The organism is Pseudomonas sp. ADAK2, from assembly GCF_012935755.1.
Classification (GTDB): Bacteria; Pseudomonadota; Gammaproteobacteria; order Pseudomonadales; family Pseudomonadaceae; genus Aquipseudomonas.
Genome location: NZ_CP052862.1, coordinates 3596904 through 3610000 on the forward strand (window position 1 = coordinate 3596904; position 13097 = coordinate 3610000).

Genomic DNA, 13097 nt, shown 5'->3' on the forward strand with positions numbered 1-13097 from the left:
CCGCGAGGCCGCAGAACACGGCACTTCGGACATATTTACGTCGTCAACCGATTGGCATATTAAAGGCTAAACTCAACGCCCTCCTCCAGCTCCAGCATCAGCCCGCTCAAGCGTTTCACTTTGCGCTGCACCGCCTCTTCAAACACCCCGGCACGGGGTTCGATCAAGGTGAACCAGTCCTTGGCCCGGGTGATTCCGGTGTAGATCAACTCCTTGGTCAGGACCGGGTTCAAGACGTCGGGCAGAATCAACGCCGTGTGGGCAAATTCCGAGCCTTGGGATTTATGTACGGTCATCGCGTACACCGTCTCGACATCGTTGAGCCGGCTCGGCAGCACAAATCGCACGCCGCCCTGACCGTCGTTGCGCGGGAACGCAACACGCAATACGTGCTTGCCGGCCTCGAGGCCGTCGCGTTCCGGCAGTTTGAGCGCAATACCGATGTCGCCATTCATCAGGCCCAGGCCGTAGTCGTTGCGAGTCATCAACACCGGCCGACCTTCGTACCATTGCTGATCGCTGTCGATCAGCCGGGCCTTGAGCAAGGCGTCGGTCACGCGCTGATTCAAGCCCTCAACGCCCCAAGGCCCTTTTCGTACGGCGCACAATAACTGGAAGGTATCGAAAGCGTTCAGCACTTGCCGCGCCCACTCGGTCCAGCGTGGATCATCGAGCGTACTGTGCAGCGGTGGCCGCTGATTGCGCAGCAGACTCAGGTAATGCCGATAACCTTGTGGGCCGTCGTTGTGACCATCGAGCAGCAAACGCTCTAGCGCTTTGTCCTGCTCACCTTTGAGGGGCAGGGAAAACACGTCCTTAAAGCTGCGTTCGGCCAGAAGCTTGCGCGCTTCTTCGGGGTGTTGTTGATTGACCCAACGCGCTAACTGGCCAATGCCGCTGCCTTCGCCAAATCGACGGGAGTGACGCAGCATCACCACTTGCTGGGCCAACGGATGAGTGCCCTCGGTATCCTCGTGCAAACCGCTGGCCTCAAGGCTTTCGCCGCTGACGACCTCCAGCCACTGGCGGGTTTGCGGGCTGTACCAACCGGCCTCGGCATCGCGGCACAGATCACCCAGCACCGCGCCCGCTTCCACGGAGGCCAACTGGTCCTTGTCACCGAGCAGCACGAGACGCGCATGGGTAGGCAATGCATCGAGCAAATTAGCCATCATCTCCAGGTCGATCATCGATGCTTCATCGACCACCAGCACGTCCAGCGGCAAGCGGTTACCGGCGTGGTGGCGGAAATGTCGGGTGCCGGGGCGGCTGCCCAGCAGACGGTGCACGGTGGTGACGTCGAACGGGATCTTTGCCCGCACCGCTTCGGAAACGGTCAAGGTTTGCACTTGCTGGCTGATGGACTCTGTCAGCCTAGCGGCGGCCTTGCCAGTAGGCGCGGCCAGACGAATACGCAGCGGTTTTCCGGCCTCCACGGCAGGCGCCTGAAGCAGCGCCAGCAACCGCACGACCGTGGTGGTCTTGCCGGTCCCCGGCCCGCCGGTAACGATGCTGAACGCACTGCGGGTGGCCAGGGCACAGGCGAGTTTTTGCCAGTCGATCACCTCGCCAGGCTTGGCGGGGCCGAACAAGCCGCTCAGGCGCTGGAGCAAATCGGCAGGTGTTGCCTCGTGCTCCGACAGGCGCTGGCGCAACGCATTATCGATGCGTCGCTCGTAAGCCCAATAGCGGCGCAGGTACAGGCGCTTGCCCGACAGCACCAGGGGCCGATGCTGAGCCGCCTCACCACCATCCACCGCCAGTGCCACCAGACTGCTGGTCGCCAGCACCTTGCACCAGTGAGCGCCGTCCAGTGCTTCAAGTAACTGCGACGGCAGCAACATCGCGCCACTTTGCACATCACCTTCTGGCGGCAGTGACAGGGCGAAGTCCGGCGCCTTGAGTGTCTCGAACAGATCCAGGCACACATGACCGTGGCCGAGCTGGTGGCTGGTCAATGCCGCAGCCAGCAAGACCAACGGATCATCATCGGGGGCGAGTTCGTGGAGAAACGCGACGAAGGCCTTGTCCAGTGCACGCAGCCAACCACGTTCGACCCAACGGGTGAGCAGCAGTAAAAGATCATCAGCGCGAGTCAGCGGCGCCAGGTCCGTCAGGCTTTCGGCCGCCAGTGATGTGGGCAACAGATCGACGAAGGTGCGGCTCATAGCAGTACTCCCTGTTCCCAGGCGGGCGCGGCCTTGGGTTCCGGCTTGCCCTGAAACAGACGATCCAGACGCTCGATCAACTCCCGTGGTGGACGGGCGAAATACACGCCCTGGCTGGACGCTCGCGTGCCGCGCAGGAACAGGTACAACGCGCCACCAATATGCCGCTCGTAATCGTAGTCAGGCAGTCGCGCCTTGAGCTGACGATGCAAAGCCAGCAGGTACAACACGTATTGCAGGTCGTAGCGGTTATCGAGGATCGACTGCTCCATGGCCTGCTCGGTGTAGGCCGCGTCGTCGACGCCGAGCCAGTTGGATTTGTAGTCGGCGACGTAATAGCGACCGTCGTGTTCGAACGTCAAGTCGATAAAACCTTTGAACATGCCGTTGAGCATCACCGGTTCGGCGGCAACGCGAGCCACGCCTTTGTGAGTGTATTGGCGCACCAGTTCATCCAGCTTGAGCACATCGACCTTGTGGCTGGCGAACCAGAACTCCATTTCAACGCGATATTGGGTCAGTTGCTCGAAGACCACCGGTGGCTGACCGCCGCCGATGTGCATCGGTGATTTGAGCAGGTGCTGCAGCCAGTCACTCAACGTGATGATCCAGCCCTCCCAGCCGCGACGATTGCAGCGACGGGCGACAGCGTCTTCCACGGCTTTCGGTGTCGCGCTGAAGCCTTCGTCACCGGCCCATTCCAGCAATCCATGGAGAAAGGTGCCGGGATTCGGACCGCGGGGGAATCGGTGAATATCTGCGCCACCAGTGACCACTTCCCGTGGCGCTTCGGGGTCAAGCCGTTCGTCGTCGAAGAGCTTTTGCGCCTGCGGGCTTTCCGGCGCCTCGTCAGTGCCCACGCTCATGCTGTCGCCAATGCGCAAGGCGCTATAGGAGGCAATCCACCAGTTTTCGCTGGCCTTGCGCTTGGGCACCAACGGTGCGAGCAAGGTCGCTTCGTTACGCGGAGGATGGTAATGCTCGGTGGTTGCTTCAGGCATCTCTGCGTAGCTCAGCGCCGGACAATCCTGTTGCAGATCTTCAAGCCAACGTTTCAGTCCGGCGGACTCGGCCAACATCGCACCGCCGCCCAACAGATAACCCAATGCCGACAAGTGCAGCACCGAGCTGTTGTTATTGCCGCGCTTGAGATCGGTCACGCCGAGCCAGCAAGCATGTTGCGCGCGAGTCAGCGCCACATAGAGCAAGCGCAAATCTTCGGCCAGCCGCTCGTCGTCGGCCTGGGCGATCAACTCGGGCGTCGGCCTCAAGGTCACCTGAGCCTTGCCCGTAGCGTCGTGGTAATGAAGCGGTAGACGACTGCCATCCACCGGTTTCGCCGAGCAGATGAAAGGCAGAAATACCAAGGGATACTCCAGGCCCTTGGACTTGTGGATGGTCACAACCTTGACCAGTTGCTCGTCACTTTCCAGGCGCAGGATCTGTTCTTCACCCGCCTGCCCGGACAATGCCAGGTGCTCGGACAAATGCCGGATCAGGGCTTGCTCGCCATCGAGCTCGGCGGCCGCCTGTTGCAGCAACTCGGACAGGTGCAGCAGGTTGGTCAAGACACGTTCGCCATCACTGCGGGTGATCAATGCCTGGGGCAACTGGAAGTCATGCAGCAATCGCCGCAGCATCGGCAGCACGCCTTGTTTGCGCCAGATCTCGCGATAACGGCGAAACTGCATGACCCGCGCTTCCCAGGCCAATTCGTCCCGATTCAACTGATCGAGCTCAGCCAGCGAGAGGTTAAGCGTGATGCAGGCCAGCGCGGCGCGCAGCGGACGCTCGACGTCCGGCTCGGCGCAGGCCTTGAGCCAGGTCAGCAGGTCATGCGCTTCCTGGGCGGCGAACACCGAGTCCTTGTCCGAGAGATAAACGCTGCGTACGCCGCGGGCAGAGAGTTCGCCGCGTACGGCCTGCGCCTCTTTGCCGTCGCGCACCAGGATCGCGATATCGGCGGGTAGCAGCCCCCGGAAATCCTTACCGTCCTGTATGAATCCAGCATGACCTTGTTGCCCGCCGTTGAGCAACGCAGTGATTTCACTGGCGCAAGCAGCGGCCAATTGTTGTCGGTACACCACACCGGACAGTGGTTGATCGGCGGACAGGTGCCAGATGTTCAGCGCCGGCACGCTCTGGCCTTCAACCTGCAGGACTTCTTTGCGACCTTGGGATGCGACGGGCAGGAACGGTACCGGGTTGTCGCCGTTTTTCTCGCGAAAGAGGAATGCGCCGCGCCCCGCTTCCCGCGACTCGGCACGCGCGAAAACATGGTTTACCGCGTCGACCATGCCGTGGCTGGAACGGAAGTTGGTGCCCAGCGTATGCAGGCGGCCGGTGGTGGCCTGGCGGGCGCGCAAATAGGTGTAGATGTCAGCGCCGCGAAAAGCATAGATCGCCTGCTTCGGGTCGCCGATCAGAAATAGACCGCACTCGGGATTATTATCTTCGATGCGATAGATGCTTTCGAAGATGCGGTATTGCACCGGGTCGGTGTCCTGGAATTCGTCGATCAACGCCACCGGGAATTGTTCGCGAATCAGGGTCGCCAGGCGCTCGCCGCCATCGGACTGCAAGGCGGCATCGAGGCGCAGCAACATGTCATCGAAGCCCATTTCCGCGCGGCGACGCTTTTCCTCTTCGAAGCGTGCGCCGACCCACTGAGCAGCGTGTTGCAGAACCGCAGCATCAGGCGTCGGCAAACCATCGAGGCTGACCTTGAGGCCAGGCATCGCATCCAGACCGGGATGACGGGGCGCTTCACCCTTCCAGGCTTCTGCCATGCCGTCGGGGGTCAGCCGAGTGAAGCCGGTGCCGATGTCCAGTTGTTCGAGGGCCTCGTCTTCAGCCCAGGCCTTGATCTTCTCGAACCACGGCTCGAAGTAGCGCGCCTGCATCTTGCGGCCGTCGACACTTTTGCTCGCCGCGCCCTGGTGACAGATAGCAAGCAATTCGTCCGCCCATTGGCGCCAGGGCGTCTTGAGTTCGAGCAACGCTGAGCGGCGCTCGAGCAGGCACTCGGCAATCAGTTCGGCAGGCTCTTTTCCTTCGACGCTATCACGCTCGCTGGCGAACAACCCGCGCACTCGCGGCAGCAAAGCTGCGGGGCCGCCCCAATTGCCACGCACCCAGTTCAGCGCATCGCCTTGCATCGGGTAGCAGAACAGCCGCCAGTAATCGCGCAGGACTTCGCCCAGCAGATCGCTGTGATCGGTTTCCAGGGTCTGGGTAAACAGGCTGCCACTGTCGAAGGCATGCTCCCGCAGCATGCGCTGGCACCAACTGTGGATAGTCGAGACCGCCGCTTCGTCCATCCATTGAGCGGCAATGTCGAGGCGGTTTGCGCAACCAGACCATTGCTCGGGAAGGAATTGCTCTCGCAACTCGGCAATCAGACCATCGGGCGCCGGGATCTCATCGCGAAAAAAACGTGCGGCTTCAGCCAGGCGAGTACGAATTCGTTCGCGCAGTTCTTTGGTGGCGGCATCGGTGAAAGTCACAACGAGGATTTGCGGCGGCAACAGCTCCCGCCCAAAACCCGTCGACTCGCCGCCGTGCCCCAGCACCAGACGCAGATAAAGTGCGGAGATGGTGAAGGTCTTGCCGGTCCCGGCACTGGCTTCGATCAGTTGGCTGCCGCGTAGGGGAAAGGCCAGGGCCAACGGTGTTTTTGTGGTCATGAGCGCGCGCCTTCGCTGGACAATGAACGCCAAGAGGCTTCGAGCAGTGGCCGATACAAAGCGTCGCACCAACCGGGGAAGGTTTCATCGCTGATCAAGCTATCGTAGTCGGCGAATTGCCGGGCGAGCGCAGGACTTTCGCGCCGCTCTCCATCGGTGGTCTGGCCATCGCCTTCGTAGGCTTTTCGGGCGGCGGCTTCGGCTTTGAGCGGGTCAGTCTGACCGAGCCAGGCGAAGGCGGTTTTCACCGCGATTGGCAGCGGTTGGCGCATGCCCGTTTGCCAGGCCAGCAACAGGTTACCGAGGATCTGCAACGCGGCCCCCTTCTCCAGAGGTTCCAGCAGCAGGGTGTCATCACTGGCGACCAACGCTGTGGTCATCGCCAGGCCGCTGGCGCACGCCACCAGGTGATTGACCCAGGGTCGCGTCAGGCGATGCCACTTGCGGGTCTTGATCGAACCGATACTGTTGGGAATCGTGGTAACCGACAGCATGCCCCCATCTGCGCGTTGATGCAGGCCACTGAGCCAGCCTTCAAGGCGCAAGTCGTGCAATTCCAGATTCACCGGCAAAGCACTGGTCAAGGGCATCGGCCATAGCGCCAGGAGCTGTTGATAACGTTGCAGCAGATCCGGCAGCGGTTCGATCAATTCTCGTTGCAGGCATTCACCGAAACCGGCCATGGGTAGCAGGCCACTGTTTTGCAGGCGTATGGCGTGAGCTTCCAACGCCTGATCGGAGTGATCCAGTTGACTCAGTGCCGCCGCAAGCAAACTGTCGCTGAGGCTGTAGCGTTGCAGCGCATCGAGCACAAACGGCTCTTCATCCGCCAGAGGGGCTTCGGCCGCTTCAAAGAACACCTTGAGCCGCTGGCTGAAAAAATGTCGTACGGGATTGCGCAGGAAGTCCTGCAATTGTCCGAGGCCCAGTGGTTCGTCCTGAATGTAGGGTTCCAGAATCTCGATATCAGTGACTTGTTCGTTGGCTTGATGAAGTACCTGCCATTCAGTGGCGTAGCTGAACAACGCATCGCCTTCGTGAAAATAGCGGGCACTGAACGGTTGCAGGGGGTGCTCCTGGGTCATCGCTTCAAGCAGCTCATCGGCTTCGTCATGCAGTCGCCAACCGCTGGCGAGGTGATCGCGCAGCTGCCCAATCAATACCGAGGCCGGGCGCTCGCTGTTATCTCGAATACTGCGGCCTACCCAGCTGATATAGAGTTGATTGCGGGCGGACAACAGCGCTTCCAGCAGCAGATAACGATCATCTTCACGCCGGGAACGATCACCGGGCCGGTAATCACTGCCCATCAGGTCGAAGTCCAGCGGCGGTTGCGCTCTCGGGTAGTCCCCGTCATTCATGCCCAGAAGGCAAACCAGTTTGAACGGGATCGCTCGCATCGGCATCAAGGTGCAGAAATTGACTGCGCCAGCCAGAAAGCGTTGCGACAAGCGGCCTTGATCGAGACCGGCTAGCCAGGCTTCGCGGACTACGGTCAACGGTAACTCGTCCTGCAATCCCACCGACTCGCAGGTATCGAGCCAGGTTTCACGCAGCTCTTCGAGTTGAGCCAGCAAGTAGTCGTCGTGCTCGTTGCTGGCCTTGAAAAACAGCTGAACCAGCCCTTGCAACCGAACTCCCCACTGTTTTGGCGGAGCCGGTTGCGTGAGCTCCTGATGCGCGATCTCCAACGCGTCCAGCAGTGCAACCAAAGGACCGATGAGCGCGGCATCCAGTCCACCGATTTCGTCATAGGGCTCGATACCTTCACAGGCACTCGCGCTGCCGACTGCATAACCGAGCAGCATTCGGCGCAGGCCGAAACGCCAACTGTTTTGCTCCAGCTCTGGCGGCAGACCGAGGGCCGCTCGTTGTTCGGCATTCATTCCCCAACGGATGCCGGCGCCTTCGATCCAGCGGTGCAGGGTTGGCAGGTCGGGTTCTTCCACGCCGAACCGGGCACGGAGTGCGGGTACGTCCAGCAGATCGAGGATCTCGCTGACCGGGAAGCGACTGTCCGGCAGCTTGAGCAGGTGTTCGACAGCGATCAACAGCGGGTCGCGACCGCGCTGGCCCTGATCCGCCAGCGTGAAGGGGATGAAGCGCGGGTCGTTGCGCTCCAGCTGGCCAAATACCGCGCGAATATGCGGAGCGTAACTGTCGATATCTGGAACCATCACGATCACGTCGCGGGGTCTTAAGTCTGGATTGGCACTGAAGCGTTCGAGCAGTTGATCGTGAAGAATTTCCACTTCCCGCTGAGCACTATGGGCGATGTGAAAACGGATCGACTTGTCGCTCTGCAGGTCGACGGCAGGCCAATGCTCACGGGTTTCGCTTAAAGGACGCAGCTCCAGGATGTCATCCTGCAACTGATTGAGCATATTTTGCGGTTGGCTATCGCTGAACAGGTCGATGCGACCGTCGCGAAATGCCGAGCGATAGCTGCTGGGATCGTCGTAGCTATCGAGCAGACTGATGTAATCCCGCCCTTGCTTGCCCCAGGCGGCCAACAGGGGATGCGCATGCTGGTGAAGGGTTTGCGGATCAAGGACAACCGGCATGCCGCTTTTGCGAGCCTGGCGTTTGTATTGATGCCGTAGCAGGTCTTTATCGGCGACGATGTCCGCCCAATGGTGACGACATGGGTTGTGAACACAAAGTAGCACCTGACTGAATCGAGCCAGGCCGGCGAGTGCTTCCAGTGCTTGAGCGGGCAGTGAAGAAATCCCGAAAACGATCACGCGGGACGGTAATCCGGCAGGCGCCAAGTCGAGGCTGTTGATGCGCTCGATAAATCGTTGGTGAACACCAGCACGGCTTTGTGCCATGCCTTGCTCGCCAACATCCAGTAGCAGCGCACGCCACAGCTCTGCCTGCCAGCAATTGGCCGCGGTCAGGGCCTTGGATTCGCCTCGACCATTTCGTAGTTGATGCCGGCCTTCCGCCCAATCCTCAAGCCAGTCGGCACGGTACACCTGGTATTGGTCGAACAGATCCGCCAGACGCTCGGACAACTGATAGCGTTTGCGTAAATCGGTGTCGTGGGTAAGAAAACGCTGCAGGGGTTCGAAATGTGGCTGGTCAATTAGCTGCGGCAGCAGGCGCATCAGACGCCAGGTCAGCGGTGCTTTATCTAGCAGGGATTTGACCGGAATTTCATCACGACCCAGGACCATGCGATAGAGCTGCCACATGAAGCTGCCAGGCAGTTGAACATCGATGGCAGCTGCGATGCCGCAGCCACCCATATCGTCATCTTCAGGATCTTCGGCCAACGCGAGCTTCAGCCATTGAGCAATGCCGTTGCTCTGCACCAGCGCTATTTCATTTTCCAAGGGAGCCAGCGGATAGTGCCGCATTACGCTGATCACCAGGCTACGCAGTTCATCCAAACTGTTGCTTTGAACCACCATAAAACCGGCATTGAGGGACGCGGCGTCCGGCATAAAGGCTTCCTTGGAAAAATGCAAAAGCTAGGGCCGAACCTTAGCACTGTCGAGAGACTGTGACAGCCGGGAGCCGTCCGAGAATGCTGTACGAACTTTCTCGCGGGCAAAACAAAACCCCTACCTGCATACGCAGATAGGGGTTTCGGAATTTAATCTTGACGATGACCTACTCTCACATGGGGAAACCCCACACTACCATCGGCGATGCATCGTTTCACTGCTGAGTTCGGGATGGGATCAGGTGGTTCCAATGCTCTATGGTCGTCAAGAAATTCGGTAGCCAGCTCGTTTGCCTTTTCAGGTTCACGCTCCAGCGAATGGGTATGCGATAGATTTGTGTGTTTTTTTGCTGCGAACTTTCGGTTCATTGCGTCTTCACACACCGCAATCTGGTCTCTCTCGAGTTCACAAATTGCTTGGGTGTTATATGGTCAAGCCTCACGGGCAATTAGTATTGGTTAGCTCAACGCCTCACAGCGCTTACACACCCAACCTATCAACGTCGTAGTCTTCGACGGCCCTTCAGGGGACTCAAGGTCCCAGTGAGATCTCATCTTGAGGCTAGTTTCCCGCTTAGATGCTTTCAGCGGTTATCTATTCCGAACATAGCTACCCGGCAATGCCACTGGCGTGACAACCGGAACACCAGAGGTTCGTCCACTCCGGTCCTCTCGTACTAGGAGCAGCCCCTCTCAAATCTCAAACGTCCACGGCAGATAGGGACCGAACTGTCTCACGACGTTCTAAACCCAGCTCGCGTACCACTTTAAATGGCGAACAGCCATACCCTTGGGACCGGCTTCAGCCCCAGGATGTGATGAGCCGACATCGAGGTGCCAAACACCGCCGTCGATATGAACTCTTGGGCGGTATCAGCCTGTTATCCCCGGAGTACCTTTTATCCGTTGAGCGATGGCCCTTCCATACAGAACCACCGGATCACTAAGACCTACTTTCGTACCTGCTCGACGTGTCTGTCTCGCAGTCAAGCGCGCTTTTGCCTTTATACTCTACGACCGATTTCCGACCGGTCTGAGCGCACCTTCGTACTCCTCCGTTACTCTTTAGGAGGAGACCGCCCCAGTCAAACTACCCACCATACACTGTCCTCGATCCGGATAACGGACCTGAGTTAGAACCTCAAAGTTGCCAGGGTGGTATTTCAAGGTTGGCTCCACGCGAACTGGCGTCCACGCTTCAAAGCCTCCCACCTATCCTACACAAGCAAATTCAAAGTCCAGTGCAAAGCTATAGTAAAGGTTCACGGGGTCTTTCCGTCTAGCCGCGGATACACTGCATCTTCACAGCGATTTCAATTTCACTGAGTCTCGGGTGGAGACAGCGCCGCCATCGTTACGCCATTCGTGCAGGTCGGAACTTACCCGACAAGGAATTTCGCTACCTTAGGACCGTTATAGTTACGGCCGCCGTTTACCGGGGCTTCGATCAAGAGCTTCGCGTTAGCTAACCCCATCAATTAACCTTCCGGCACCGGGCAGGCGTCACACCCTATACGTCCACTTTCGTGTTTGCAGAGTGCTGTGTTTTTAATAAACAGTCGCAGCGGCCTGGTATCTTCGACCGGCATGGGCTTACGCAGTAAATGCTTCACCCTCACCGGCGCACCTTCTCCCGAAGTTACGGTGCCATTTTGCCTAGTTCCTTCACCCGAGTTCTCTCAAGCGCCTTGGTATTCTCTACCCAACCACCTGTGTCGGTTTGGGGTACGGTTCCTGGTTACCTGAAGCTTAGAAGCTTTTCTTGGAAGCATGGCATCAACCACTTCGTGTTCTAAAAGAACACTCGTCATCAGCTCTCGGCCTTAGAATCCCGGATTTACCTAAGATTCCAGCCTACCACCTTAAACTTGGACAACCAACGCCAAGCTGGCCTAGCCTTCTCCGTCCCTCCATCGCAATAACCAGAAGTACAGGAATATTAACCTGTTTTCCATCGACTACGCTTTTCAGCCTCGCCTTAGGGACCGACTAACCCTGCGTCGATTAACGTTGCGCAGGAAACCTTGGTCTTTCGGCGTGGGTGTTTTTCACACCCATTGTCGTTACTCATGTCAGCATTCGCACTTCTGATACCTCCAGCAAGCTTCTCAACTCACCTTCACAGGCTTACAGAACGCTCCTCTACCGCATCACCTAAGTGATACCCGTAGCTTCGGTGTATGGTTTGAGCCCCGTTACATCTTCCGCGCAGGCCGACTCGACTAGTGAGCTATTACGCTTTCTTTAAAGGGTGGCTGCTTCTAAGCCAACCTCCTAGCTGTCTAAGCCTTCCCACATCGTTTCCCACTTAACCATAACTTTGGGACCTTAGCTGACGGTCTGGGTTGTTTCCCTTTTCACGACGGACGTTAGCACCCGCCGTGTGTCTCCCATGCTCGGCACTTGTAGGTATTCGGAGTTTGCATCGGTTTGGTAAGTCGGGATGACCCCCTAGCCGAAACAGTGCTCTACCCCTACAGTGATACATGAGGCGCTACCTAAATAGCTTTCGAGGAGAACCAGCTATCTCCGAGCTTGATTAGCCTTTCACTCCGATCCACAGGTCATCCGCTAACTTTTCAACGGTAGTCGGTTCGGTCCTCCAGTTAGTGTTACCCAACCTTCAACCTGCCCATGGATAGATCGCCCGGTTTCGGGTCTATTCCCAGCGACTAGACGCCCTATTAAGACTCGCTTTCGCTACGCCTCCCCTATTCGGTTAAGCTCGCCACTGAAAATAAGTCGCTGACCCATTATACAAAAGGTACGCAGTCACCCAACAAAGTGGGCTCCCACTGCTTGTACGCATACGGTTTCAGGATCTATTTCACTCCCCTCTCCGGGGTTCTTTTCGCCTTTCCCTCACGGTACTAGTTCACTATCGGTCAGTCAGTAGTATTTAGCCTTGGAGGATGGTCCCCCCATATTCAGACAAAGTTTCTCGTGCTCCGTCCTACTCGATTTCATGACTAAGAGATTTTCGCGTACAGGGCTATCACCCACTATGGCCGCACTTTCCAGAGCGTTCCGCTAATCTCAAAGCCACTTAAGGGCTAGTCCCCGTTCGCTCGCCACTACTAAGGGAATCTCGGTTGATTTCTTTTCCTCAGGGTACTTAGATGTTTCAGTTCCCCTGGTTCGCTTCTTAAGCCTATGTATTCAGCTTAAGATACCTAACTTATGTTAGGTGGGTTCCCCCATTCAGACATCTCCGGATCAAAGTCTGTTTGCCGACTCCCCGAAGCTTTTCGCAGGCTACCACGTCTTTCATCGCCTCTGACTGCCAAGGCATCCACCGTATGCGCTTCTTCACTTGACCATATAACCCCAAGCAATCTGGTTATACTGTGAAGACGACATTCGCCGAAAATTCGCAATTACTCACAAATTTTACCTTAGCCTGATCCGTTACCAGTGAAAGTAACGTTCAGTCTATCTTTCTATCACATACCCAAATTTTTAAAGAACGATCTAATCAAAGACTAGAAATCAACATTCATCACCGTCTTGGTGGAATGCTCATTTCTAAGCTTTCAACAAACAGAAGCAGTAGTGGTGGAGCCAAACGGGATCGAACCGTTGACCTCCTGCGTGCAAGGCAGGCGCTCTCCCAGCTGAGCTATGGCCCCGTATTTCTACAGGCGTTTCCCACACAAGCAAAATTGGTGGGTCTGGGCAGATTCGAACTGCCGACCTCACCCTTATCAGGGGTGCGCTCTAACCAACTGAGCTACAGACCCAATTTCGGGCTGCTTCTTTATCGTCTTCTTCAATGAATCAAGCAATTCGTGT

General features: G+C 57.7%; 3 protein-coding genes, 2 tRNA genes and 2 rRNA genes. All 7 read right to left on the reverse strand.

Annotated features, from left to right (window positions below):
* Nucleotides 1–59 precede the first annotated feature (59 nt).
* Nucleotides 60–2168, reverse strand: coding sequence for an exodeoxyribonuclease V subunit alpha (recD, locus tag HKK52_RS16735; protein WP_169371742.1), 2109 nt, complete (start codon nucleotides 2166–2168; stop codon nucleotides 60–62).
* Nucleotides 2165–5854, reverse strand: coding sequence for an exodeoxyribonuclease V subunit beta (gene recB, locus HKK52_RS16740; protein ID WP_169371743.1), 3690 nt, complete (start codon nucleotides 5852–5854; stop codon nucleotides 2165–2167). Before recB ends, recD begins: the two co-directional genes overlap by 4 nt.
* Nucleotides 5851–9303 (reverse strand): exodeoxyribonuclease V subunit gamma, encoded by a 3453-nt coding sequence (gene recC / locus HKK52_RS16745; RefSeq protein ID WP_169371744.1) that lies wholly within the window; start codon nucleotides 9301–9303, stop codon nucleotides 5851–5853. Before recC ends, recB begins: the two co-directional genes overlap by 4 nt.
* A gap of 156 nt (nucleotides 9304–9459) precedes the next feature.
* Nucleotides 9460–9575 (reverse strand): 5S ribosomal RNA (rrf, locus tag HKK52_RS16750).
* Nucleotides 9576–9733: 158 nt separating this feature from the next.
* Nucleotides 9734–12624, reverse strand: a 23S ribosomal RNA gene (locus tag HKK52_RS16755).
* Between the two features lie 234 nt (nucleotides 12625–12858).
* Nucleotides 12859–12934: transfer RNA gene (locus tag HKK52_RS16760), tRNA-Ala, on the reverse strand.
* Between the two features lie 34 nt (nucleotides 12935–12968).
* A tRNA-Ile gene (locus HKK52_RS16765) sits at nucleotides 12969–13045 on the reverse strand.
* Between the last annotated feature and the right edge of the window lie 52 nt (nucleotides 13046–13097).

Bases quoted from the DNA above. Each gene is read 5' to 3' on its own strand.
- recD (WP_169371742.1), bottom strand. From the start codon at position 2,168: ATGAGCCGCACCTTCGTCGATCTGTTGCCCACATCACTGGCGGCCGAA.
- recB (WP_169371743.1), bottom strand. From the start codon at position 5,854: ATGACCACAAAAACACCGTTGGCCCTGGCCTTTCCCCTACGCGGCAGC.
- recC (WP_169371744.1), bottom strand. From the start codon at position 9,303: ATGCCGGACGCCGCGTCCCTCAATGCCGGTTTTATGGTGGTTCAAAGC.